We start from the raw sequence: 23,972 nt of genomic DNA on the forward strand, positions 1-23,972 counted from the left end.
CGACCCTCACGCGAACCTCGCCCCGGCCAGTCGCTCCGACGTCTCCCACAGAAGAGCGGCGGCCGGGCCGTCCAGCGCCTTGGCTGGTATCGCGGCCGCTCCGGGCGGACCCTTGAGTTCGTGCCATCCCGTCGGCCCGTAAAACCCGCCGCCTTGCGCATCCGGCGACGTCGCCGCGAATAGGATCGGCAGTACGGCCAACTCGGCCGCCGGGCTGAGCGGAAGCAAGAACGACTTCGTGATCCGCCATAGCCCCGCCCTCAAGCCGCGCGAGGCGGGTCCGTTGCTGATGATGTCAGTGCGGGCATAGCCCGGATGAGCCGCCAGGCCATCGACTCCCCAGCCCGCAGCCTCGCTGCGGCGCTGGAATTCCAACGCCAACATCAGCATCGTCAGCTTGGTCATGCCATAGGATCTGAACGGGACGTAGCCTCGCTCCGACTGCAAATCGGTGAGATCGATGGAATCCAAGCTCGCCGCCAGGCTGCTGACGTTGACCATGCGCGCCCCGGCCACCCGCCGCAGCAGCGGCAGCAGTCGGGCGGTCAGGGCAAAATGACCGAGATAGTTCGTGGCGAACTGACGCTCGAAGCCGTCGACCGTCACTTGCCTGCCGGGTAGCGCCATGACCCCGGCGTTGTTGACCAGCAGATCGATGCCCCGATTCTCGGCGAGCAGCACCTCAGCAAAGGCGGCAACCGAGGCGAGCGAGGCCAGGTCGAGCCGCTCGAAGCGCGCTGTCGCATCAGGATGGGCCGCGCGGATGCGCGCCACCGCATTCGCACCCTTGCTGTCGTTTCGCCCCGCAAGCACGACCTCGGCCCCCGCCGCCGCCAGCGCGAGCGCCGTCTCGTAACCAAGCCCACCGGTACCCCCGGTGATGACAGCAAGCCGTCCGTCTTGCGACGGGATATCGGCAGTTGTCCAGCTCATCGACCAGTGCCCCCCAACGAATAGATACGAGGTGTGCCAAATTACGGCGAGCCGATGGGCGTTGCATTGACATTTTTGGCGTTTCGCATGGCGAAACAACCGTGCCGAGATGCCAGCGGCTCTAGAAAACGACTGGACTCATCAACCTTTGACCGCGCCTTGGCGACTCCGCTCTTGCCAGCGTTGCCGCAGATCGACCAAGTGTATGACGAGCGCAACGAGGAAAAGGGATGAGACCGAAACCCAGGAGGCACCAGTGATGGCCGCGCGCGCGGCCAGCAACAGACAGGTACCGGGGGCGAGGATGAGCAGGGTTGCGAGCGGCGGCAAGGGGCAGCGGCGCATCCGCCACAGCACCATGAGCACGATCGCCTCCAGGCCGATCAGCAACAGGACCAAATCGATGGAGCGCCCGCTTGCAAGGAATTCGGTCATGGTCTGCGCCTTCTGCCTTCTGAGTGATGATGTTGTCGAGACGATGCCGGGCAGACTCCAGGTCCTTGAAGAAGGCACGTCCATGCCCGGCCAGTTTGCTGCGCACTAGGCGCTTGTTCATGCGAGGCGCCTAACGACCCAGCCGTGGAAATCCGTCGAGGTCTTGCCCTGAACGGAGTCGGCCAGAAACGCAGCGCGCGCAACGTGACTCGATGCTGGCTTGGTTATTTCGGTGTTTCCGCGGTAAGCGCCCGTTTAGCCCAGACCATAGTCCAGCTTGCCGCCAGCCCTCTCAGCCCAAAGCGTTGAAAAATCAAGAAATTCAACGACCCGATGCCGAACAGTGGCCCAATAATAAGCCCCGACGAGGGCTGAGGACAAGGCGGTTGAGGCTGAGGAGTGCGTGCTGGTGGCGGCCTGGAGCAGCACGGAAGCACAGCGGCCGCAGCGAGCCGGCGGTGGACGAACGCTTGAGTCAGCTCGGCGAGGTCCGCCAGGATGCCCGTCGCCGGCACCAAGGGTTTGAGGGCGAAGTTCGCCAGCGAGTCGACTTGGATGATTCGAGCATTGTCGAGCGGATGCACGCCAAGACCAGATTCGCGCAAACGCATGCTCGGCGCCCAGGGGTCAGTGGGGGGGGGGGCGAAGCATCCACCCCAGCGACAGCGACGCAGCCTACTGAATCTGCAGCGGAAGTTTGCCATCTGGTGGAGAGGCCGCCATACTGCGGCTACCTGCTAGGTCATGCGTGGTGTTCCGATCTTCAGCAAGTCCACCACCCCTTTTTCAACGCCAGATAACGAGTCCGCCCACCGTGCCAACCGAGCTACTTTGGCTGCTCCTGCCATGGAGCCTTGCGTTCGTCTTTCTCGGGCGGATGCGTACCTGTCCGCCGCTACCCCGGCGCGCTGACGACATCAAGGTGTCGGTCATCATCCCCGCGCGCAACGAGGAGGCGCGTCTGCCGCCGCTACTCGCATCACTGCGGGAGCAGGATCATGGCAACCACGAAGTCATCGTCATCGACGACGACTCGACGGATGCGACGGCCGAGCTGGCCCGAGCCGCGGGCGCCAAGACGCTCACCTTGACCGAGCTTTCCCATGGCTGGCTGGGCAAACCGCACGCCTGCTGGGCCGGCGCTCAAGAGGCGACGGGCGATCTACTCATCTTTCTCGATGCCGACACCGAGTTGGAGCCGACAGGGCTGCGGCGAATCATCGGCACCCACGCCAAGCATGGAGGTCTGGTCTCGATTCAGCCCTACCACCGCATGGTCAAGGCCTATGAGCGACTCTCCGGAATCTTCTCCATTGTCATGATGGGCAGCATCCGATCTTTCACCCTCGCGGGCGATTCGGTCAAGTCGAACGGGAGCTTCGGCCCCTGCATGGTGTGCTCGCGGGAGGACTATTTTCGTACCGGCGGCCATCGGCTGGTGCGCACCGAGATCGTCGACGACGTGGCGCTGGCACGAGAGATGGCTAAGCGAGGCGTGCGTACGAGCAACTTCATCGGGGAGGGGACGATCTCTTTCCGCATGTATCCGGGTGGATTGAGGGACCTGACCGACGGTTGGACGAAGAATTTCGCCCGTGGAGCCATGTCGACCGACCCGCTGATCCTGGTGATGATGATCTGCTGGATTTCCGGCGCGTGCGCCTCTGTCGACGCGATGCTGAAGTGGCCGCGTGACGGCTTCTCCGTCTGGGCAGTGGCGGGCACGGCGGCTTACTCCGCTTATGTGCTGCAGCAGTGGTGGCTGTTACGCAAGATGGGCAACTTTGGCTTGGGTACGGCCTTGAGCTACCCTCTGTCGATCGTGTTCTTCACGGTCGTCTTTATGAGATCGCTCTACCGCACACTAGTGCGAAACAGCGTTCGCTGGAAGGGTCGCTCCATTCCGGTCCGAACGCCGGGCTAGCGCCCGTGCGGCGCGCTGCAACCTGGCGCGGTTGTAGCGCTGAATGAGGATACAAGGCAGGTTCACGACCGCCCCATAGATCAGCATGACCACGCCCACCTGCCAAGGCGTCCAGACGAAGAAGGTCAGCGCCATGCCCCAAGTCAGCCAGTGCGACCACTCGGCGCGAGCGGTCTCGAGCACGAAGCGGCTCAAATAGGCGGGGTCGTGGCTGCGCAGGGAACGCTTGGAGAAACCGCCCGCGAAGAAGGCGCCGGCCTCGGGCAGACGGTCCTTCCAGGCGCGGATCCCTAGCCGCTCATAGAGACCTCCAGAGTCCTCCCAGCGATAGCTCTGATTGACGAGCGGGAATGCGGCCAGCACACCAGCGGGCAGGTGATGCGCCACATAACCACATCCGAAGTGGATCAGGATCCAGACGCCTGCGTAGAGCGCGGTCTCCAGCACAGCAACCCCCTCTTTGACGACTGCTGCGATCGCAGAGCACCAACAGTCCTGCATGAACATGGCGCTGTTCCGCTCGGCGAACCAGCCTCAGCCGGGTGGCACGGCCGCTAGTCGACCGTCTCTGTCATTGGCCGATGCGCCACGGCCAGGACGTAATCGAACGCTTCATACTGTGCCTCTGGAATGCGGCGAAGCAGCCATCCCACAGGTCCAAGCCGCCGGCGCAACCCGGGGTCCTCCGCCAAGGCTCGGAACCAGCCCGGAAACACCCGGTCGCGGATCGACTCTACCCGCACCCCCTCGAATCCGGCTGCGGCGAGCTTCGCGGCGTAGACATCACGCGGATAGACATTGGCGCGCGGCACCGCGAGCGCAAAGAGGGCAATGCCGGACAGCAACGCCAGCAGCGGTTGCCGCCACGGATCGGGGTCGGGCCCGGTCGGGATCGAGTCGGCGAGCACCAAACGCCCGCCCGGCCGCAGCAGGCGGGCGGCCTCGGCGAAAAAGCGCTCGCGGGTATCGAAGTGGAAGGCGCACTCGAGCGCAATGACGACGTCGCAACACGCATCCGGCAGCCCGGTCGCGGTGGCCGAGCCTTCGCGCAGATCGATTCGCCCCTCCAGGCCGAGTTTCTGGACACGCGCCCGTGCCACCCGCACCTGTTCAGGCGTGACGTTCACGCCGATGATCCGCCGCGGGGCGAAGCGCTGGGTCCAGAAAATATCCTGCTCAGCGAACCCAAAGCCGACATCCACGACCTCGTCGGCACTGGTGAGGCCGGCCGTCTGGCCGACCAGCTCAACCATCGCCTCGCAGGCCTCGTCGATAGTCCGCGCCCCGTCCCAATAGCCGAGATTCAGGTACAAGCCACGCTCGCTGAAGGCGTGGGTCGACGCTATCCGGTAGAGCCAGCGCGCCGGCAGGGGCGGGATTGTCATCCCAGCACCGCCACCGAATGCGCCCTTGGATTCACTCACAGCAACCTCCTTAGGATACAGTCTTGCGTTACGCCTTCCGACAGGGACAGACGCCCTCCTTGACGGAACTGAGTCGAAGTCACCCCGGTTCAGCCGAAACAACCGCTGACCAACCGAACCGAACCGAACCGGCGGTTGGTTGCCGATGTCGGTCCGTCGGGTCGACGACCTCAACCCCGGCAGGGCTTGACCCCGGACCCGATTGACAGCAGGACGAGAGATTCACTCATCGAAAAGCCGATATGGCGCCGATCGTAGCCGCGCCAAGAGCACTGGGCAAACGACTTGCGGCTGAGTCGGAGGATCTTGAGGTCGTGGATGGGACAGCCAGCGAGACCGGCGGCGGGTTTGCGCGTGACGATCTGCCGCGCAAAGGCATCCCTTGTCCAGCGGGGTTGGCTGCCAACTGGTTCTGTCCCGCCGTCTGGACAACCCACGGAGACAAGGGCCGTCTAGACTCGCACCCATCGACCAAAACGATGGACGAATCCAGCAAACCCGACACAGATCATGATGGGAACGCGCGGTGGGCTACAGCCGCAGGCAGGAACTCGCGCGCCATCCTTGGCTCGCTCGGATGAACGATGCAGCGTTAGCGCAAACTGATCGCGCGCTCGCGTTCTTCGAGTTGCTCGAACAACTCCAGAACCCACATCACGCGACCGCCAGTGCCACCCAAGGCCGAATCCTTCTTAGGTTGCGGTGTCGCAGCAACGACCGCATCGACCAAGAAACGCGTTTCTTCGAGGGCGGGGGCGGCGACATAACGCGAGGGTAGGATGGCCTTGCCGAGGATCGGCCCAAGCAGTTGCAGCTTGCGCGGCGCGGGAACGACGGCGCGCTTGGAGATGGAATCCAGCCCCTGACGCTCGACCTGACGACCGATCTCGGCATAGAGATAACGCGCGGCATTGATCCCGGCCCGGCAACCCATCGGCAGACCGGCGATCCCGGCGTCCGAGAGCTGATAGAGGGTGTCCGCCGTCTGTAGCATGCGCCGAACGACCGAGGCGAGAGCCTCGTTGAACACGGGATTCTCCAACCAGGCATCGGGGTCGATCCCAGCGTCACGCATCCACTCGCGCGGCAGATAGAGTCGACCGTTACGCGCATCCTCGCCCACGTCGCGGCAGATATTGGTGATCTGCATCGCGACGCCCAGATCGCAGGCGCGCGCGACCAGTTCCTCCGAGCGCGCGCCCATGAGCGCCGCCATCATGGCGCCGACCGTCCCCGCGACCCGTGCCGAGTAGGCATAGATCCCCGAGATGTCCTCGTAGCGACGACCCTGAGCGTCCCACTCGAAGCCTTCCAGCAAGGCCTCCAGCAGGCGCTTCGGCATCGCGAACTCCACAACCACGTCGGCGAGCGCTCGATCAGCCGGATCGTCGGTCGGCTGGCCCGCGTAGATGCGATCGAGGCGATCGTGAAGCATCTCGAGCGCAGCGGCCTGCAGCAGCGGATCGTCGCCGACGCAGTCGATGGCATCGTCCGCGATACGGCAGAAGGCATAGAGCGCCATGGCCGGATCGCGGAAACGCTGCGGTAGCAGAAAGGACGCGGCATAGAAAGAGCGCGAGCCGCAGCGGAGCAGGTCGCGGCAAGCGACGACATCGGCTGCCGACGCGTGTTTGTTCTTCATGGCGTTTTGATTAGACAAAGCTTGAGGCATCCGGAACCACCGTATCGAGGACCCGCGCGGAAGAGAGCACCCCAGGCACACCTGCCCCAGGGTGGGTCCCCGCGCCGACCAGATAAAGACCATCCACCTCTTCGCTCTTGTTGTGCGGGCGGAACCACGCACTCTGCACTAAGAGGGGCTCTAGACTGAAACCGGCGCCCAGATGTGAATTCAAGCGGTGCTTGAAGTCCAGGGGCGTAGTCACGAGGGAGGTCGCGATCTGATCTTCCAATCCTGGAAGCACCGTCTCGCTGAGGTAACGGGCGATCCTGGCGCGGTACGGCTCCGCCTGGGCTTCCCAATCGGTCTCGCTTCCGAGATGCGGGACCGGCGACAAGGCATAAAAGGTATCGCAACCTTCCGGAGCCAGGCTCGGGTCGGTCGCCGTCGGACGGTACAGATAGAGACTGAAGTCGTCGGAGAGCTTCTTGTGCTTGAAGATATCCTGGATCAGGCCGCGATAGCGTGGCCCAAGCAGAATGGTATGGTGCTTCACGTCCGGGTATTGGCGCTTGGTGCCAAAGTACCAGACGAATAGCCCATTGGAATACTGGGACCGTTCGATCTTCTTGTCGGTCCAGCGCCGACGCGCGTGCTGCGACAGCATCTTGCCGTAGGTGATCGCGGGATCGACATCGGACACGACCACATGGGCCGGAACCTCCTCGCCGGAGACCAGGCGAACACCGGTGGCCTTGCCGTTCTTGACCAGAATCTGCTCGACCTCGGCCTGGTAGCGGATCTCGCTCCCCTGCCCCTCGACCAGATCGACGAGCCCCTTGACGATGGCGCCCGTGCCACCCATCGCCGAGTGCACACCCCATTTACGCTCCAGGAAAGAGATCAGGACGTAAATGGATGTGACGGTGAAGGGATTGCCGCCGATCAGCAGCGGATGGAAGGACAGCACCTGACGGATGTAGGGATCCTTGATGTACTTGGACACCAGGCCGTAGACGGTACGATAGCTTTGCAGCCGCGTCATGTCCGGCACGATCTTGGCCATGTCCATCACGGAGTTGAAGGGGACGTGGGCCAAGTCCTCGAAGCCGACCTTGAAGACCGCCTCGCTCATCTTCATGAAGCGGTCGTAGCCGTCGACATCGCTCGGCGAATACTGGGCGATCTGCGCCTTCACCTTGTCCGCGTCACCGCTGTAGTCGAAGACACGGCCGTCATCGAAGCGGATCCGATAGAAGGGATCCATCAATCTCAGATCGATATCGTCCTGGAACCGCCGACCGCACAGACCCCATAGCTCTTCGAGCAAGAAGGGTGCGGTGATGATGGTGGGGCCGGCATCGAAGCTGAAGCCATCACGCTCGTGGACATAGGCCCGCCCGCCAGGGGCGTCCAGCTTCTCGAGGACCGTGACCTGGTAGCCACGCGCGCTCAAACGAATGGCGGCGGCCAGACCGCCGAAACCACTACCGACCACGACGGCGTGCGGCTTGACCTGACCAAGATTGCTACCAGAGACCTGTGGAGCTAAGGCTGTCAATTTCTTATTACTCAGCTAACTGTCAAGATTGATTGACAGTATAGCAGGATGCCACATACGCGGCGCCCTGACACCGATCAACAAAACCGGACAGGAATCAAACAGAAGGCGTCGCAAGCACGCCCAACCCATGTGCAATCTGAAAAACGACCTCCGCAACCTCCCGCGGACGCTCCTCATGCGCCAGGTGACCAAGGCCCGGCAGACCAGTGACCTTGGCACTCGTGAGCAAGCGCTCCCGCACCCGCCGCGCCTCGCGCGGCGACACGGTGGAATCCGCCTCGCCGACAACGAGGAAGAGAGGCGTCTCAAGCCGCGGCAGCCCTTCTTCGATCAGCGTCAGATCCCAGTTCGCCATCATGGACAAGGACGCACGCACATGCGACGGGGATCGGATGAGGCGCTGATAGAGATCCACGCCCAGAGGATCGAGCGTGGAGCCGGTGCTGTCGACCAGGCGCTGGATGGTCTTGCGATTCGCGGCGCGCAGCGCGAAGAGCCGCGACACCAGCGAGTTCTTGGCAAACAGCTTGGCCGCTGGCGAGAAGACGTGGCCCGGCAGCCCGCGCCAGGGCATGAGGGCGCCGTTCAGACTGATCAGCCCACGCGGTGCCAAGCGACCCTCCAGGCAGGCGCGGATCAGGATCGCGGCACCCGCCGAATGCCCCAGCACCAGATCCGGCTGGACACCCAACGTATCGACCAGCTCGGCCACATAGCGCGCCATGCCCGGCAATGACATGGAGTCGTACGGCGGGGGCGCGGTAAAGCCATGGCCGGGCAGATCGGGCGCGATGAGCCTGAAATGCTCGGCCAGGACGGGGGCGAAGTCACGCCAAGAATGCGTCGCCGCGCCAGTCCCATGCAGCATGAGGAGCACGGGGCCCCGCCCCATCTCCTGGACATGCCAGCGTATCCCCGCCGCCGAGACGAAACGGCTCGCCTCCCGATTGGGCCAATCCCGCCCCTCACGCTCCCAATTGGGTCGATCTTCCACGTCGTCCAGTCCCGCGTCGCGATGGGGGGCCGGCGAAGCTGCGCGATGCAACCGCCAGCACCTATTGGGTCGTTGCACGCACCGCCTGGTTGAGCGAGGTCGCGTCGGCATGCGGAAGCGGGAGATACACCGCTCCCATCTCTTGCGCCAAATCGCGACCCTGCTGCTGAGGTCGGGGTGAGGTGTCGATGACCAGCGCGGTGATCTCCAGCGCCCGCACGGCGCGCGCCGCGGACGTCGCCTCTTCCCCGGCTCGGGCACGACCGCCGCTTCCGTCGCGAGCGACATTCGCCCGACCGTCCGTCATCACGATGAGCACCGGCGTGCCGCCCCGTCGCTGGATGGTGTCCGCGAGAATCATACCCAGGTCGATGCCGGAGGCAAGCGGAGTGCCTCCGCCGCCAGGCAGGCCAGCCAGACTGCGCTTGGCGCGCACCAGCGAGCGGGTTGGCGGCAGCAGGATCTCGGCCTCCTTGCCACGAAAGGCGACCAGGGCGACCTTGTCGCGCCGAACGTAGCAATCCGCCAGCAACAGCTCGACCGCGCCCTTGGCCTCGGCGAGACGGTGCAGCGCGGAAGAACCGGAGGCATCGACGACGAAGATGGTCGTGGTCTCGGACTTGTGCTTGAAGCGGGTGATCCGGAAGTCGTCCTGACGCACCTCGATGCGGGTCGAGTGCTGACCGAAGCGGGCGCGCTCCTCGCGACGCAGGCGCTGCCAGGGCGCCGCTGCGCGCAGGGTCTCGACAACGTTGAGACGCAGCCCGGCGCGCGGCTCGCCACGCAGAACGCCCGCCGGACGACCGCGGTTCGGCGCATTCTGCACCGCGCCAGCCTTGCCCGTGGCGCGCGAGCGCGAGCGGCGCAACTTACCCATTTGAAGCTGAGCGAGCAGGCCGGCGGGAATGGCGGCCTGAGTCGCCTCCATGATCTTGTCTTCCAGCTCCTGCGGCTCTTGCTGCTCGTTGGATTGATTCTGCTCCTGGTCCGGCTCCTCCGGCTCGGGAGGCGGCGGCTCGGCGTCCGGCGGCGGCTCCATGGGTGGGAGCTGGGTCGCGCGGGGCGCGAGCACCAGCCTTCCGGCGACCGCCATGTCTTCCTCCGCAACCTCGGCGCGGTCTTCCAGCGCCGCGTGGGCGCAGGCGACTCGGGAGGCGAAGATGGACGCGCGCAGGGAAGGTATGCCGAGGGCGAGCGCAATCCCGCACAGGGCCTCGATCTGCTCTTCCTTGATGGTGACGGTGGCGAGCCGCCCGCGCGCGGCGAGGATATCGTCGACGTCGTAATCGCAGGCGATCGCCTCGTGAACACGGATATAGGTCAGCTCGAGGTGGAAGGCGAGCCGGTCGAGCAGCGCATTCAGCAGCCCTTCGTCCTCACCGACGCCTTCGTCCATGGCGACGACAGCGAACTTGGAGGGCGTGCGCATGGCCAAGCCGTCGCGCTCCAGCACCACTTCGCCAGAATCGAAGGCCATGGTCAGACGGGCGGCCGTGCCTGCGGCGATGCGCTCGGCCATCGCCAGCTCGATGACCCCACCGTCGGCCTCGACCAGCAGACCGCGCTCGGCTACCGGACGACCGGCGCTCAAGGTCGCGGCCAGATCGAGACCGCCGAGCAGGCGTCCATCGGAGACATGCAGCGGGACACGCCGCATGGGCGTGCCCTCGGGCTGGAGGTCGCGCATGACGGAGAGCCATTGGTCACGCACCGGACCCGGCAGGGCACGCACGCAAACACCACCTGTACCGGCCGGATCGACGGTCATGAGGGCGGCGGCGAGGACGGCATCGTCCCAAGGAGAGGGACCAGGACCTGCCTGGCGCTGGACCGGTCCGCTGCCGTCGGCGACGGCGGGGTTCGGGCCTGCGGCACTCATTCGCCAAACTGCTCCTGCAGCGCACGCTCGACGCGGCTGGTGGAGCCGGACTCGTCCAGCGGGTCGCGGCGCAGACGATGACGGAGCGCGGAGGTCGCGATCGCCTTGAGGTGCTCGACGGTCACTTCCCTGTCGCCCTGCAGGGCGGCCAGGCCGCGCGCGGCGCGAATGAGGGTCAGCTCGCCGCGCAGGCCGTCGGTGCCAAGCCTGATGCAGAGCTTGCCGGCCTCTTCCAGCGTCGCGTCCGGGACGACCACCTCGGGCAGGACCTCGCGCCCCTTCTCGATCAGGCGGCGGACCTTGCCGTCGTTGCGCTTCCACTTCTTGACGAAGGCGGTGGGATCGCGCTCGAACTCGTCGCGCAGCCGCACGACCTTCATGCGGGTCGGCAGATCTTGCGGGGTCTTGACCTCGACCGAGAGGCCGAAACGGTCCTGAAGCTGCGGCCGCAGCTCACCCTCTTCCGGGTTGCCGGAGCCGACCAGGACGAAACGGGCGGGATGGCGCACGCTCAGACCCTCGCGCTCGACCAGGTTCTCGCCGGAGGCGGCCACGTCGAGCAGGGAGTCGACCAGGTGATCCTCCAGGAGATTGACCTCGTCGATGTAGAGGAAGCCGCGGTGTGCGCGTGCGAGCAGGCCGGGCTCGAAGGCCTTCTCGCCCTTGGTCAGGGCGCGCTCCAGATCCAGGGCGCCGATGACGCGGTCCTCGGTGGCACCGAGCGGCAGATCCACGACCGGCACGGGAACCTTGTGGCTCTTGAGCGCAACACCCTTATTGCGCTTGTCGCGGCAGTCGGCACAGAGGGCGTCGTCGCCCGCTCCTGGGTCGCAGTTGTAGGTGCAATCGACGGCCTGCATCTTAGGCAGCAGCGCGGCGAGTCCGCGAATGGCGGTGGACTTACCGGTACCACGGTCACCGAAGACGAGAACACCGCCGATCGACGGATCGATGGCCGCGATCAGCAGGGAGCGCTTCATCTCCTCTTGGGCGACGACGGCGGAAAAGGGAAACGGGATGGGCATACGCGGCGGACCTGGTTGCTGTTGGTTCTGAGAGGCACTCTGGGCCTGTGAGCTCGGTAGCGTCCTGCTCAACTCGCGCAGAGGCGCGTGGACGCCGGGAATTCGGGTTTAGCACAGCCATGAAGGCGGACTGCGCCAGGGGCACCTCAAATCAAGCCCGCGACCGTAGCGCCCATCAGCGAGCGAGGTCAAGCCTATTGTGTCAAATGGAGACGAAATCCGGGCGCGCGGCCATCGTTCGGGCTCGACGATCGCCCGAGGAAGGCGCCCCCGAGACATGCGGGGCACCGGCCTTTGCCTGGCGTCGAAGCCGCCATGGCGAGAGCGAGGGAGAGGCACGAGTGACCTCTGAGATCCGCCGCCCCGCGTCAGCCTTGGTCTTCGGCCGATGCGAGGGACATGCTAGAGTCGCCGCCCACGCGACAAGAATCCCAGCCGGCATGCAAGCGGCGACACCCCGACGACGGACAGGCGCGCCCGGCTCTTGGCTCGCGAGCGCCGCGTTGAGGAACCCAGTCCGCGCCAAGGACAGCGACGTCCAGCCTGGTTTCGAATACCATCGCCGCGCACAACGATAAGCAACAGATCCACTGAGGAGAGCCCATCATGCCTACCTTTTCGGCCGTCATGAACGCCACCGGACGGCGTGCGATTCCAGCTGGGGGCGTGCCCGCATGAGCGAGCTGGAGATCGAATACTCCACCACAGGTCCGTCCAAGGGTCTGGATACCATCTCCTTGCTGAGCAGCGACGACCGTCTCCAGGGCCGCCCGCTTCTCTGCAGCGATTGCGGCCTCTGCGACAGCGCCTTGAGCCCGCTGATGTCGAAGTCCTGCGTCTTCGTGCGCAATCAGACGCAAGAGATCGAGCAACGTCTTCACGGCCGCAATCGACGCCCGGACGACGAGCTGCGCTTCGGCATCTTCCGCGCGCAATACGCCGCGCGCATGCGCCGCCCCAATCCCAAGGCCCAATGGTCCGGCATCGTCACCTCGCTGGGGGCGCGCCTGCTCGAGCAAGGGAAGGTCGACGCCGTCATCACCACGGGCGCGGCGCCCGGCACCCGCTTCAAGGCCGAGCCCATCCTCGCGCGCACCCCCGCGGAGGTTCTCGCGACAGCCGGCAACAAGCCTTGTCTGTCGCCCAACCTCAACCTCATCGACGCCGTCCGCGATCAAGGCATCAAGCGCCTCGCCTTCGTGGGCACCAGCTGCCAGGTCCATCAACTGCGCGCCGTCGAGGCCGAGCTAGGGCTCGAAAAGCTCTACGTCATCGGCATCCCCTGCAGCGACAACGTGACCTATCCGGATCTGGAGTACTTCCTGACCCAGATCTCACGCTCGCCAAAGACCGTCGTGCATCACGAGTTCATGCAAGACTTCAGCCTCTGGCTCCGTCACGAGGGCGGGCAGGTGGAGCGGGTCAACTATGTCGACTTCCCCATGGACAAGCTGCACGGCATCTTCCCGTCCGCCTGTCTCTCCTGTTTCGACTACCCCAACACCCTCAGCGACCTGAGCGTCGGCTACATGGGCGCGGAGCTGGGCTGGCAATGGTTGCTGGTGCGCACGCAGACGGGCGAGGAGCTGTTGGAGACCTTGCGGCCAGACCTGGAGTTCACGCAACTCACGGAAAGCGGCGATCGCTCCCGCGGCATGCCGCGCTACATGGAGCGCCTGACCTTGCCGCCTGGCGCTAAGCGCCCGCCCTTCCTGATCCGCAAACTGGTCGCTCATCTCCAGCGCAAGAAGGGCACCAAGGGCTTGGAATTCGCTCGCGCCATCATCGAGATGAAGCTCCTACGTAACCTCAACTATGTGCGCAGCAAATTCGCCCGTTTCGAGTCGCGCGTAGTGCCCTATCACGTCTACGAGACGCTCAAGCCTTACGCCGACCACTATGAGCAGTTGTTCGATCGACCGCTTGGGACCGTGACAGAGGAGCAGTGATCGCGATCCTGGCGCGCGCGGCGCTCGGAGCGGATGCGCACACCCGCGCTGGGATCCAAACGCCGCGGATTGACCGGTGTTCCCAAGATGGCCAGGCAATGCCCGCTGCAGGAAACACCACCGACACGCTCGGCGTGTACGGGCTCAGGCCAGGAGAAGGTGCCCTCGACCAGACAGATCGCCGTGCGGGTAGGCGGCAGAGGAGGAGTGCCGACGGGATTGCGGCCAGCTGGCTACGCCAAGGCGATCGCCGGCAGGGCCATGATGATGAGAATGATGAGTAACGCTTTCGACCGGTTCATAGGCGTCTCCGAGAATGTGCGCTGACGGACACGGTTCGCGAGCTTCGCATGATTTCAGTGTAGAACGCCGGGGACACGCGTCCGGTGACCCGCGTCACAGAGTGGGAACAGCGTCTCCGCGGGCTGACGCTCACCGCCGAAGGAGCTGACTGTCGTGGAAACGCCTGAAACGCCACCCGCGCGACTTCGCAGGCTGCTGAGCAGCACGGAGCTGCGCATCATGCCCTGCTGCTTCGATGCCCTCTCCGCGCGCCTCATCGAGCGCGCGGGGTTCCCCCTCACCTTCATGAGCGGCTTCGCCGTCTCCGCCGCAAGGCTCGCCCTGCCGGACACCGGCCTGATCTCGGTGACCGAGATGCTCGACCAAGGCCGCAACATCTGCCAGGCGGTCGATATCCCGGTGATCGGCGATGGGGACACCGGACATGGCAACCCCGCCAACGTCCGGCGCACCGTCGAGCAGTATGCCGCCGCGGGCTTCGCGGGCATCATGATCGAGGACCAGCTCGCCCCCAAGCGCTGCGGCCACACGGGCGTCAAGGAGGTGGTCGATCGACAGGAGGCACGGCGGCGGATCCAAGCCGCGGTGACTGCGCGAGATCGCGGGGCGGATCTGGTGATCGTCGCCCGCACAGATGCGCGCAGCGCCGTCGGGCTCGATGAGGCCATCTGGCGCATGCAGGCCTTCGCCGACCTCGGCGCCGATATTCTCTTCCTCGAAGCCCCGCGCGACCTAGCCGAGATGGAGCGGTTTTGCCGAACCGTGGACGGCATCCGCATGGCGAACATGCTGGAGGAGGGCATCACGCCCGTCTTGCCGCCGGCCCAGCTCGCCGAGATCGGCTATCGCGTCGCCGCCTATCCCCTCACCTTGCTCAGCTCCGCGGTGCATGCGATGCAAGCGGCCCTCGACGACCTCGCCGCCGGGCGCACCTGCAATCAGCGAGTCACCTTCGGCGAACTGCGTCAGATCGTCGGATTCGACGCCTACGATGACTTTCTGATGACCTCCGAGCCGGAGTGACGCCCCACGCAGGATTGCGTCCCGCACGGAAGCCGTGGTGACTTCCTGAGCGCCGTTACTGCTGAACCGCGGCTTCGATCAAGCGGTAGTAGCGCGCGACAGGGAGAGGCAAGCGAAACTCGGTCGCATCCGCGGACGCCTTGACCAAGGTGCCCACCACGCGAAACGGGCCGATCGGACTCTCGGCCTGCTCCAGCTGGTAGCCCCCTAGCCTCAAGGCATGCGTCGAGAGCATCCAGCCCTTTTCATCCTTGATCATGGCATAGCCACCGTAAGGCCGTGCCAGCGGCTCGCCGATGAAGATGCCCTGGCCAGGCATGAGAACACTCTTCCAATAGGCCTCGATCAAGGTCGATCCCGTGACATAGGCCCCGATGAGCGTGACTGGATCGGGAAACTTCGAGATGAAGTTGCAGGGCTCGACGACCGTCCCGTAGCTCCCGGTTGCGCCCGCCTCAAGCCAGCGCAAACTGCTCATCTGGCGACTGTCGGTCAGCTGCCCCCCAGTCGAGGTCAGGTGGTCCGCAACGGCCCCGGGCACGAACGCATTGGTTCGAATACCCGGCACATCGACAGCGCCCGTGAAGTAGAAGAGGACATCCGGGCGCCCCGTCAAAGACTCCGCCTTGATGGTTTCCACCTTGATCACGGATCCAAACGCCTTCGTCACCATCGGGTAGCCGCCAGCACGGACATTGCGTGCCGTATCCGGTGTCTCGACCAGGTAGGCCGTCCCCGTCGGGCGACGCTCGTCCGATTGCACGCCCCGATCGATCAAGCGACGCACCTCATCGAAGTCGCGCCCGGCGAGCGCCATGGTCGGCCTGAGACCGTAGTCGGTATCAGGCCGATCGGAGTCCGAGGCGAAGTAGGGGCTCGGGCGTGTCAAACGGCACCCCTTGGCGCAATAGGATTCGTCATAGCCCACGGCGAAGGCCATGGTGATGGACAGGCACCCAACCCGATAAGGCGCGGGCCAGGTCAGCACATAGGCCTGGACATCGGCCGGAGTCTGTCGACGAACCCTCTCGTAAAGCGTCTGAAACTCGACCGGATCCATCTTGGACTTGCCGGGCGCGAATGCGACATGAATGAGATGGCTGGCGGGAATGGCGCGTTTCGCACCATAGTAGCTCGCGACCCGCAGGCTTTGCGGATCGGAGTCATTGACAATGACGGCGATGTCCTCAGGCCCGAAGGCTTGCTTCGGCAAGGACACCACAGGTGGCGATGGCTCGAGATCGCCCGCTTGACAGAGCCCAGGGCAGGGCACGCAGGCAAGGAAGGCGGCGAGCAGCGCCGCCGCGCGCCCGCATCCGCCGCGGCGCCCGATCATGTCAAAGGCGAGCGCTCCAGACGGCATCGAGCCGCAGCGGCGCCGGTCAGATCTGCGTAACACCGAGACATGCACGGAACGGCCAGACGACTGTGCATGCGCGCCGCACTCCCGCAACTACAGGGTCTCCAAGACGCGGCGGGCTTCTTCGACTCCAGGGAAGGGGGTCTTCGCAGCGAGCGCCGCGGACAGCTGAGCCTTCGCCTCCTCGACCCGGCCGAGACGCGCATAGACCACGCCCAAGTGGTACTGCATTTCGGGCGGCGTCGGAGTCACAAGCCCGGCCGCCTTCTCCAAGGTCGCCGCAGCCCCCTTGAGATCGCCATTCCTGAATTGCACCCAACCCAGGGTATCGAGCAGGACCCACTGGTCCGATTCCGCGAAACTTCGGGTCAGCTCCAACGCCCGCGCCAGGCCGACCGGGTCGTCCTGGCGACGATTCACCAAGAGCATCGCCAGGTTGTTAGCGACGGCTTGCGCCTCGGGGTTGCGGGCGAGAACCTCTTCATAATTCCCGATGGCGGCGTCGTCATCGCCCGCCTCCTGAAGGGCAACGCCGAGCCGGAACTGCAGGAAGGCGTTTCCGTCGGTGGCGGCGATCCCGGAGCGCAGCGTGGAAAGCGCCTTCTCCTGGTCGCCAGACTGGGCATAGAGCTCAGCGAGGCGAACGTAGGCGCCTGGTGATTTCGGATAGAGACTGACCACCTGCTGAAACTGGGCGAGCGCCTCCGCGTCTCGACCGGAAGCGACGTAGATCTCTCCGAGCAGATTCAGCGCGTCCCCATTGGCCGGCTGCTGTTGGAGGTACTGCTTGACGCCTTGCTCGGCTTTATCGGCCTGCTTCAAGGCCAGGTAGCTTCTCGCCATCGCCAACAGGGGCTCGATCGCATCCGCGCGCTTCTCGAGCGCCAGCTGGAACTGCTTGACGCTCTCCTCGTACTTGCCATTACGCTGGAGCAACAACCCCTTCAGATAGTAGCCCAGGGGGTGATCCGGGCGACCTTCGAGAATCCGCTGAGCCGTCTTCTCCATCGCCGACCAGTCTTGCTGGCTGAGCTGGATCTTCGCCAGCGCACTCTGCACATTCGCATCGTCCGGTGCACGCTCGAGGAAGCTTTCCAAGACCCGAGCCGCCCCTTGCATGTCGCCGCTGTCCGCCTTGAGTTGCGCAAGATCCAGGTAAGCCGACGACTGCGCGGGCGCGGCCTCGATCGCCTTATCGAGCGCATCCTGAGCGAGTGGCGTCTCGCCGCGCATCTGATGGGCGCGCGCCAGAAGCCGCAGGGCCCGTGTCGAATTGGGCTCGTTCTGGAGCGCGTCGCGCAGATCCGGAATCGCCTTGTCGGCGTCGTCGCGCGTCAGCGCGATTGCGGCGCGCAACATCAAGGCATCGGAATTACGGGAATCCGCGTCCAGCACTTCCCCGATCAATGCCAAGGCATCATCGTTGCGCTGTTGAGCGAAGAGGAGCGTGGCCAGAAGGTTTCGCGCCTTCAGACCTTCGGTGCCAATACCATCGCGCTCGATGATGCCCCGATAGGTGGCGGTCGCCTCATCGAGTCGATTCGCCTTGCCGAGCATCTCGGCCAGGGCGAACTGCAGGGGATAGTCGAGCGGATTTGCGTCGATGAGCGCCTCGAGACGCTTCACCCCCGCATCCAGACCTTGCTCCTGAACCGTCCACTCGACCAAGAGCAGCTTGGCCTGCGGTTGGTCGGGGTTACGGTCGACCGCCTGGCGCAGCGCCTCTTCCGCCGCCGCCGTGTCGCCCTGCTGCTTCAGAAAGACGACGAGGCGCGCGACGTGCAACAGCTGCGCCGGTTCGATTTCCGTGAGCTTCACCAGCTGCTCACGCGTCTTGTCCGAATTCCCGCGTTCTTGGTAGATACCCGCCAGCGTCAGCCGCAGCTGAGCATCCTCCGGATGCGCCTGAACGGCCTGCTCCAGCAAGGCGACAGCCTCCTCGGGCGCACCCTGAGAGCGTCGGATCTCGGCCAGGAGCAGAAGCCCGTGACGGTGGGTCGGATCGACATCCAGCGCCGCCTTGGCATCGCTCGCAGCCTCGTCGAGCTTCCCTTGCTTGGCGCGCACGGCGCCGCGCAGCGCTAGGGCATTCGGGTTACGCGGATCCGATGCCAAGATCGCCTCCGCATCCTTCAGGGCGTCCTCGGGCTGACCCGCGTCGAACAGGAGCTGGCCGCGCTTGAGCCGGGCCTCCACGTACTGCGGATCCAGCTCGACCGCCCGGTTGTAGGCACCAAAGGCCGCCGACCAATTCTGTTTGGCGGCTTCGATCTCAGCGACCTGATACCAGGCCGGCGCGAACTGCGGATCGATCTGCAACACGTTCTTGAACTCGAGGCGCGCCCTGACCGGGTCACCTTGCCCCAACAGTGCCATGCCGCGATCGAAGTAGGCCTGCTTGCGGTCTTCCGCCCCACAAGCGACCAGCGTTATCATGACGGCCAGCAGCATCAAGGTCGCTACGAGCGATTTCAACCGAGTCACAGTGCCTCCTGGGCTTGATCATGGAAAGTTGGCAGCCGTCGGCAGAATTCAGGTGCAACCTCTTAGGTCCAACCTCTAGCGCATGGGGACCGCGTCTCCGCTGCCTGACGCCGACCGACCCGCAGCCACCGAGAGAACCGGCCATCCGCTCGCCGAACCGGCCACGCCGCATCTTACACGTAACCGTTGGAACGGGAATCGACCACACGCCGGAGATCGCTAGGTCGAGACAGCGCCACGCGACGTACCTCCCGAGTAGGCGGCAGCAGGCGAATACGCAGCGACCAAACCCGCAAGGCAGCGGCTCACGAACGGGAACCGAGGGCAGTAAACCTGATGGACCGCACTCATTTGTTACATGCGAACACAATTCAAGGAGTCGATCGCGCGCATGAAAAACGACAAAAAACGTAAAAACAAACGCTTAATGACAAAAAGAGCGGTCGGGGCCGCCGCACGGGCGTCTCACTAGCGTTACACGCGAAATACGCAACAATTTAGGCCGCATTTCAGAAATACCGCGCTAGAATGACCGACTGGAGAACTTGGTATCTTTCGTGCTTGCAGTAGCTTTCAGGCGGCAGACGACACCGCTAAAGTGTTCTCGCAATTCGTGTGTTATGAGTCTTCAATTTAAAATCAGGAGTGCTTGAAATGAGCAAACTACTACCAAGAATTCTCGGCGCCGCCGTGCTGTTTACGGCGACGATCGGGGCCAACGCGGCTATGATCGACGGCTTCCTCGGCGTGGCAGGCGGGGGATCGCTTGCCACGACCGGCGGCGTCACGACGATCACATTCGGGAGCGGAACGCTCGTCAACTCTGGCGGAGATTTGTCGAGTGTCAACAACACCAACATCAACTTCATCCCGTCGCTAACCATTGATCCCTTCACCGGGCCTGTCAATGTGTGGTCGTCGACCACGAACCCCAGTTTCGCGTTCGAACTGCAGGATGTGATCAGCTCGTCGATCAACCCAGCAGGCCTCTCGACGTTCATCGGCACCGGGTTATTGACGGCAGTAAGTTTCGACCCGACCCCGAGCCTCTTCAAGCTCACATTCAACACATTCAACGGCGAGATCGGTTTCTTCACGACATCTAACACCGCCGTCCCGATCCCCGCCGCCGGCTGGCTCTTCGGCTCGGCACTCATCGGCATCGCATCCGTGGCGCGCAGAGGGCGTAAGTCACGCCTCTCCGAAACCCAGGCGAGCTAAGAGACCACCTGAGCCGGCGTCGCGTTTCTAACGGCTGCCGGCTCAACGGAACAGAAGCCCAACCCATACTGCCTCAACGCTAGGCTCGGACAAGCGGCCTCCAGCCGAGCGCCCTCCCCAACCACCGCACGTTCAACGCTAGCCCTCCGCCCTCGCCTTCACGTGCAAGGCGTAGAGCATATCTTCGTCGGCGATGTGATCGATCAACCAATCCTGCGTGATGTCGAGCGCACGATCCGCAAGGTCCTGGCTCGGACCGAAAATCATCAGATCGTTCTCCAACTCGTCCAGACGCCTGAAGAAGGCGGCATGCTGAAGCAGGTGCTCCTTGAGCCCGGGATATTGGTGCTTTCGCATGAAGGCCTCTTCCGTCCGAAAGTGCTTCTCGGCGTACTCCCTCATGAAGACGATAGCGTCCACGACAGCGTTCTTGCCGTCTCGCCCGAGGATCCCCTCGTAGAGTTGATGGGACGCACCGAAGAACCCTTGATGTTGCTCATCGATTTCATCGATCCGGATCGAATAGACGTCAGACCAGTCTTTTAGCATTTGGCACCTTGTCAGCGAAGAGAACAAGCCGGTCGGGGACGCACCAGGCATCCGCCATGGGTTGCGCTGGCCAGCTTTGAGTCACCGCACAGCATACCGCATCAACCGGCTTCGCTACGCCATGCGCTTCAGCCAGAAGCGAACCGGACGCATGCTCAGCCGAACGGTCACAAGACAGGCAGCAGGCATCCTGCCGACACCCAGGGAGGGATACGGGAGCGCCTGCGCCGATGACCGCGCAGCGGCAAGGATGAGGCACCCTGACCACCAAGCGAGGCGCAGAACGCGAAACGCACCTTACATCCCCCGCTCCGTTTGCTAGAGTAAAGTGATCAGGATTGCAATATCCAGCCACCTTTCGGAGTCACTCAACTGTGGAACCTGAATTCGCCGAACGTTCCCAGCAGATAGGCGCTCGCCTTCGGGCCGAGCGACAAAGACACGGCTGGTCGTTGAGCGCGCTCTCCGCTCGCACCAACGGCCTACTCTCCAAGTCCAGGATCAGCAACTACGAGCAAGGGATCCGTCGCATGGGGCTGGAGGCCGCGGAACATCTTGCCGCAGCTTTTGAGACCGTGTCGCCCGCATGGCTGTTGCTGCTGGATGAAGAGCACCCCTTGAGCGACGAAGAAATGCAGCTCGTCAGAGACTTCCGAGCACTGGACCCACAGAGTCAACGCCAAGTGCTGGAGATGGTCGCAATGATCGACAACAAGACGCAGCGCGAAGTCCGCCAGGCCATCGGATAGAGATTCCCCCATGCACCTGCTCGCTGCCGGGGAACTCTCGTTCAGTAGCCGTTGACGAGTGAACACGTCTAGGACACCGTTGAGCTGCAAGCCCTCAGCGCGCAGACGCCCGCCTAACAGGTGATGGCCGGCGTCTGATCCACCTGAGCCGACCCTGACGAGTGCTCGCCCCCCCTTGCGCGCGTCCTCTCTGGACGCTTTGCCCCGGCCACGACCCCAGGATGATCGCTGTACAGCGACCTGCGGGCCGCCCGAATTCGCGGCCTGGGGTTTTGCCATGTCCGGACTTCACCGGCTACCAGCGGAGCAAGCGAGCCCCCAGCAGCCCCCCCAGCCCCGCCGGAATCAGCATTCCGATCAAATACCAGGTACCCAGAAAAGGCGCCCCAAGCTCGGGGCAATGCAGGCAGTAGACGAGCGCGCCGACGCTTCCCGCGAGGAGACCCGACGCGCTCCCGGCCAGCCCCGGCCGGGTCGGCGCAAGCCCGCGCATCGCCCAGAAGGCGGCGATGAGAATGGGGGCGGAAAGCATGGCGATCAGCCAGGGGCAAGACGCCCAGGTTGCACCGTAGATGAGGCCCGACCGTTCGAGCGGATCGGCATCGGCCAAGGCCAGACCACCGAGCCCCCAGATTGCCAGCACGGGGGCCAGCAGCGCGGCAGGCACCCAGGCAAGACGCACGCCGGGCCGGGCAAGTCGCGCGGTCACGGCCAGACTGGCCCAGGCGAGACTGGCGACGAAGACGAGCTTGACCCAGAACATCGGCAGGCGCGCCGCTTCCGCGAGGTCGGGACGCACGCCGAGCAGCTTGACCATGAGCGCCGCCGCGCCGATCACGCCAAACCCCAAGGCCACGGCATAGCGGCGTGCGACGGCATGTCGCTCGACGGGCTCGACGCCGGTCGCGAGCAGTGTGATCAGATCCTCGGTCTTCATGTCTCACCTCGTATCAGCGCGGCCAGGGCCTTGAGCCCACGGTGCACCCCCACCTTGATGGCCGACTCGGACATCCCGGTGACCTGTGCGGCCTCGGCAACGGACAAGCCCTCCAGTTTGGTGCGGACGATGGGGAGCCGCTGGCGCTCGGGCAGCTGATCCAGCAGCTTGTGCAGGTCACGGCTGGCCTCGGCGGCTTCAGCGTCGGCCGTCGAAAAGAGCTCGGCCGCGTGCTCCGAGACCAGGTCGAGCGAATCCGTGAGCCGCTCCCTGGTGGCGCGCCGGCGCAGCCGATCGATCAGTTTGTACTTGGCGATGGCGTGCACCCAGGCCGTGAGCGGCTGGCCGGCGTCATAGGTGTGACGCTGATTGTGGATGGCGAGCAGGGCCTCCTGCACCAAATCCTCCACCTCGTCCGGCAGCCCGCTCAGACGCCTCCTGAAGTAGCCGCGCAGATGCGTGGCGAGCACCTTCAAGAGCCAGTGATAGGCCGCTGCGTCGCCCTCGCGCCCGCGCAGGAAGGATTCCCGCAGCTCGGTCTCGAGGCGGTCTGCCCGGCCTTCGTCATTCATTCGTTCCATCGCCGCCTTTAGTTACAGCCTTGGTTGAACATCGAGAGTCAGAACCGGCCGAAAAGAAATTCTGCCCGCGGCTGTAACCGATCACCACCTCGGCGCGAACTGGCTTGCAGAGACGGCGAGAACAGAGCGACGAAACCCTGCTCGCCACAGCCAAGCCAGGAACCCGAGGTGACACCCCATGCATGACGCCCACCCCCTCATCGCCTTGCACGTCGGCTACTGGGACGACCTGGGCTGGCGCGGACCGCTTGCGCTCCGCGATGGCCGCCTCGACCTAGAGCGGAGCATCGAACGCTCGCCGGGCTGGGCTCTGGACCGACTGGAGGTGAGCGCCTTCGTGCAAGACCCGCGCACGGGCCGCGTCCTACAGGCGCTCGGCGCGGACCATTGCCTGGCGACCCAAGAGGCTGACTCATGACAGACCCGGCGCGTGCGCTCGTCCATCCGCTCTGGCTGCGCCTGACGCATTGGCTCAACGCCCTGGCCGTGGTGATCCTGGTGATGAGCGGCTGGCGCATCTATAACGCCTCGCCGCTGTTCGACTTCCGCTTCGCCAATGACATCACCTTGGGCGGCTGGCTGGGGGGCGCCATCCAATGGCACTTCGCGGCCATGTGGCTGCTGGCCGCCAACGGGCTGATTTATCTGGGGCTCAATGTCGTCAGCGGACGGCTCTGGCGCCGCTTCCTTCCGGTCTCGCCGCGGGCCTTTCTGGCCGACATCAAGGCGGCGCTACGCGGCCGGCTCTCCCACGCGGATCCGCACCGCTACAACGCCGTGCAGCGCGCAGCTTATCTCTTCGTCATGCTCGACAGCCTGCTGCTGGTGCTCTCGGGCCTGGTGATCTGGAAGTCCGTCCAGTTCCCGCTGCTGCGTGAACTGCTGGGTGGCTACGACACCGCCCGCTACATCCACTTCTTCGCCATGACCGGCCTGGTCGGCTTCGTGGTGGTGCACCTGGCGATGGTCGCCCTGGTGCCACGCACCCTCCTGACCATGATCCGCGGCCGCTAAGGA

21 protein-coding genes are annotated in these 23,972 nt (G+C 64.5%); 7 read left to right on the forward strand and 14 right to left on the reverse strand.

What is annotated here, in order from left to right:
- Positions 1-6: 6 nt before the first annotated feature.
- Both CKO23_RS02805 and CKO23_RS02810 read right to left on the reverse strand, forming a co-directional pair.
- On the reverse strand, positions 7-933 hold the full coding sequence (locus CKO23_RS02805; RefSeq protein ID WP_200328295.1) for an SDR family oxidoreductase: 927 nt from the start codon (positions 931-933) through the stop codon (positions 7-9).
- Between the two features lie 141 nt (positions 934-1,074).
- A complete protein-coding gene (locus CKO23_RS02810; RefSeq protein WP_200328230.1) occupies positions 1,075-1,368 on the reverse strand; it encodes a hypothetical protein in 294 nt (97 codons plus the stop codon).
- Positions 1,369-2,182: 814 nt separating this feature from the next.
- Here CKO23_RS02810 and CKO23_RS02815 point away from each other — a divergent pair.
- Positions 2,183-3,292, forward strand: coding sequence for a glycosyltransferase (locus CKO23_RS02815; RefSeq protein ID WP_200328231.1), 1,110 nt, complete (start codon positions 2,183-2,185; stop codon positions 3,290-3,292).
- Here CKO23_RS02815 and CKO23_RS02820 read toward each other — a convergent pair.
- From CKO23_RS02820 to bchI, 7 genes are all read right to left on the reverse strand, one after another.
- On the reverse strand, positions 3,233-3,739 hold the full coding sequence (locus CKO23_RS02820) for a hypothetical protein (RefSeq protein ID WP_200328232.1): 507 nt from the start codon (positions 3,737-3,739) through the stop codon (positions 3,233-3,235). The genes CKO23_RS02815 and CKO23_RS02820 overlap by 60 nt on opposite strands.
- 107 nt (positions 3,740-3,846) lie before the next feature.
- A complete protein-coding gene (locus tag CKO23_RS02825) occupies positions 3,847-4,716 on the reverse strand; it encodes an SAM-dependent methyltransferase (protein WP_346014553.1) in 870 nt (289 codons plus the stop codon).
- A gap of 592 nt (positions 4,717-5,308) precedes the next feature.
- Positions 5,309-6,358 (reverse strand): phytoene/squalene synthase family protein, encoded by a 1,050-nt coding sequence (locus CKO23_RS02830; RefSeq protein ID WP_200328233.1) that lies wholly within the window; start codon positions 6,356-6,358, stop codon positions 5,309-5,311.
- 10 nt (positions 6,359-6,368) lie between these two features.
- Positions 6,369-7,898, reverse strand: a complete 1,530-nt coding sequence (locus tag CKO23_RS02835; protein WP_242482173.1) for a phytoene desaturase — start codon at positions 7,896-7,898, stop codon at positions 6,369-6,371.
- Between the two features lie 97 nt (positions 7,899-7,995).
- Positions 7,996-8,895 carry an alpha/beta fold hydrolase BchO gene (gene bchO, locus CKO23_RS02840; RefSeq protein WP_346014554.1) on the reverse strand — a complete coding sequence of 300 codons (900 nt, stop codon included), beginning with the start codon at positions 8,893-8,895 and terminating at the stop codon, positions 7,996-7,998.
- A gap of 61 nt (positions 8,896-8,956) precedes the next feature.
- A complete protein-coding gene (locus CKO23_RS02845) occupies positions 8,957-10,774 on the reverse strand; it encodes a magnesium chelatase subunit D (protein WP_200328235.1) in 1,818 nt (605 codons plus the stop codon).
- Positions 10,771-11,799 carry a magnesium chelatase ATPase subunit I gene (gene bchI, locus CKO23_RS02850; RefSeq protein WP_200328236.1) on the reverse strand — a complete coding sequence of 343 codons (1,029 nt, stop codon included), beginning with the start codon at positions 11,797-11,799 and terminating at the stop codon, positions 10,771-10,773. The genes CKO23_RS02845 and bchI overlap by 4 nt, the downstream gene beginning before the upstream one ends.
- A gap of 674 nt (positions 11,800-12,473) precedes the next feature.
- Here bchI and CKO23_RS02855 point away from each other — a divergent pair.
- A complete protein-coding gene (locus CKO23_RS02855) occupies positions 12,474-13,748 on the forward strand; it encodes a Coenzyme F420 hydrogenase/dehydrogenase, beta subunit C-terminal domain (RefSeq protein WP_200328237.1) in 1,275 nt (424 codons plus the stop codon).
- A gap of 456 nt (positions 13,749-14,204) precedes the next feature.
- Positions 14,205-15,074, forward strand: a complete 870-nt coding sequence (locus tag CKO23_RS02860; RefSeq protein ID WP_346014555.1) for an isocitrate lyase/PEP mutase family protein — start codon at positions 14,205-14,207, stop codon at positions 15,072-15,074.
- A 55-nt stretch (positions 15,075-15,129) separates the two neighbouring features.
- Here the strand turns inward: CKO23_RS02860 and CKO23_RS02865 are convergent, their stop codons facing one another.
- Both CKO23_RS02865 and CKO23_RS02870 read right to left on the reverse strand, forming a co-directional pair.
- A complete protein-coding gene (locus tag CKO23_RS02865) occupies positions 15,130-16,410 on the reverse strand; it encodes a TIGR03790 family protein (RefSeq protein WP_200328238.1) in 1,281 nt (426 codons plus the stop codon).
- 117 nt (positions 16,411-16,527) lie between these two features.
- Positions 16,528-18,918, reverse strand: coding sequence for a tetratricopeptide repeat protein (locus CKO23_RS02870; protein WP_200328239.1), 2,391 nt, complete (start codon positions 18,916-18,918; stop codon positions 16,528-16,530).
- A gap of 654 nt (positions 18,919-19,572) precedes the next feature.
- Between CKO23_RS02870 and CKO23_RS02875 the strand changes: the two genes are divergently transcribed.
- Positions 19,573-20,139 (forward strand): VPLPA-CTERM sorting domain-containing protein, encoded by a 567-nt coding sequence (locus tag CKO23_RS02875; protein ID WP_200328240.1) that lies wholly within the window; start codon positions 19,573-19,575, stop codon positions 20,137-20,139.
- A gap of 138 nt (positions 20,140-20,277) precedes the next feature.
- Here CKO23_RS02875 and CKO23_RS02880 read toward each other — a convergent pair whose 3' ends face one another.
- On the reverse strand, positions 20,278-20,688 hold the full coding sequence (locus CKO23_RS02880) for a bacteriohemerythrin (RefSeq protein ID WP_200328241.1): 411 nt from the start codon (positions 20,686-20,688) through the stop codon (positions 20,278-20,280).
- Between the two features lie 374 nt (positions 20,689-21,062).
- Between CKO23_RS02880 and CKO23_RS02885 the strand changes: the two genes are divergently transcribed.
- Entirely contained in the window at positions 21,063-21,437 is a 375-nt protein-coding gene (locus CKO23_RS02885; RefSeq protein WP_200328242.1) for a helix-turn-helix domain-containing protein, read from the forward strand.
- A gap of 295 nt (positions 21,438-21,732) precedes the next feature.
- Here CKO23_RS02885 and CKO23_RS02890 read toward each other — a convergent pair whose 3' ends face one another.
- Positions 21,733-22,374 (reverse strand): DUF1109 domain-containing protein, encoded by a 642-nt coding sequence (locus tag CKO23_RS02890; RefSeq protein WP_200328243.1) that lies wholly within the window; start codon positions 22,372-22,374, stop codon positions 21,733-21,735.
- Positions 22,371-22,946 (reverse strand): sigma-70 family RNA polymerase sigma factor, encoded by a 576-nt coding sequence (locus CKO23_RS02895; RefSeq protein WP_200328244.1) that lies wholly within the window; start codon positions 22,944-22,946, stop codon positions 22,371-22,373. Before CKO23_RS02895 ends, CKO23_RS02890 begins: the two co-directional genes overlap by 4 nt.
- A gap of 187 nt (positions 22,947-23,133) precedes the next feature.
- On the opposite strand from CKO23_RS02895, the gene CKO23_RS02900 reads away from it, so the two are divergent.
- Both CKO23_RS02900 and CKO23_RS02905 read left to right on the forward strand, forming a co-directional pair.
- Positions 23,134-23,373 carry a hypothetical protein gene (locus CKO23_RS02900; protein ID WP_200328245.1) on the forward strand — a complete coding sequence of 80 codons (240 nt, stop codon included), beginning with the start codon at positions 23,134-23,136 and terminating at the stop codon, positions 23,371-23,373.
- Positions 23,370-23,969: a cytochrome b/b6 domain-containing protein gene (locus tag CKO23_RS02905; protein ID WP_200328246.1), complete on the forward strand. Its 600-nt coding sequence runs from the start codon at positions 23,370-23,372 to the stop codon at positions 23,967-23,969. Before CKO23_RS02900 ends, CKO23_RS02905 begins: the two co-directional genes overlap by 4 nt.
- Positions 23,970-23,972 lie beyond the last annotated feature (3 nt).

Origin of the sequence: Thiocystis violacea, assembly GCF_016583565.1 — a bacterium.
GTDB lineage: Bacteria > Pseudomonadota > Gammaproteobacteria > Chromatiales > Chromatiaceae > Thiorhodococcus > Thiorhodococcus violaceus_A.

Bases quoted from the DNA above. Each gene is read 5' to 3' on its own strand.
- CKO23_RS02880 (WP_200328241.1), bottom strand. From the start codon at position 20,688: ATGCTAAAAGACTGGTCTGACGTCTATTCGATCCGGATCGATGAAATC.
- CKO23_RS02905 (WP_200328246.1), top strand. From the start codon at position 23,370: ATGACAGACCCGGCGCGTGCGCTCGTCCATCCGCTCTGGCTGCGCCTG.
- CKO23_RS02855 (WP_200328237.1), top strand. From the start codon at position 12,474: ATGAGCGAGCTGGAGATCGAATACTCCACCACAGGTCCGTCCAAGGGT.
- bchI (WP_200328236.1), bottom strand. From the start codon at position 11,799: ATGCCCATCCCGTTTCCCTTTTCCGCCGTCGTCGCCCAAGAGGAGATG.
- CKO23_RS02865 (WP_200328238.1), bottom strand. From the start codon at position 16,410: ATGATCGGGCGCCGCGGCGGATGCGGGCGCGCGGCGGCGCTGCTCGCC.
- CKO23_RS02890 (WP_200328243.1), bottom strand. From the start codon at position 22,374: ATGAAGACCGAGGATCTGATCACACTGCTCGCGACCGGCGTCGAGCCC.
- CKO23_RS02810 (WP_200328230.1), bottom strand. From the start codon at position 1,368: ATGACCGAATTCCTTGCAAGCGGGCGCTCCATCGATTTGGTCCTGTTG.
- CKO23_RS02875 (WP_200328240.1), top strand. From the start codon at position 19,573: ATGAGCAAACTACTACCAAGAATTCTCGGCGCCGCCGTGCTGTTTACG.
- CKO23_RS02900 (WP_200328245.1), top strand. From the start codon at position 23,134: ATGCATGACGCCCACCCCCTCATCGCCTTGCACGTCGGCTACTGGGAC.
- CKO23_RS02805 (WP_200328295.1), bottom strand. From the start codon at position 933: ATGAGCTGGACAACTGCCGATATCCCGTCGCAAGACGGACGGCTTGCT.
- CKO23_RS02845 (WP_200328235.1), bottom strand. From the start codon at position 10,774: ATGAGTGCCGCAGGCCCGAACCCCGCCGTCGCCGACGGCAGCGGACCG.
- CKO23_RS02895 (WP_200328244.1), bottom strand. From the start codon at position 22,946: ATGAATGACGAAGGCCGGGCAGACCGCCTCGAGACCGAGCTGCGGGAA.
- CKO23_RS02830 (WP_200328233.1), bottom strand. From the start codon at position 6,358: ATGAAGAACAAACACGCGTCGGCAGCCGATGTCGTCGCTTGCCGCGAC.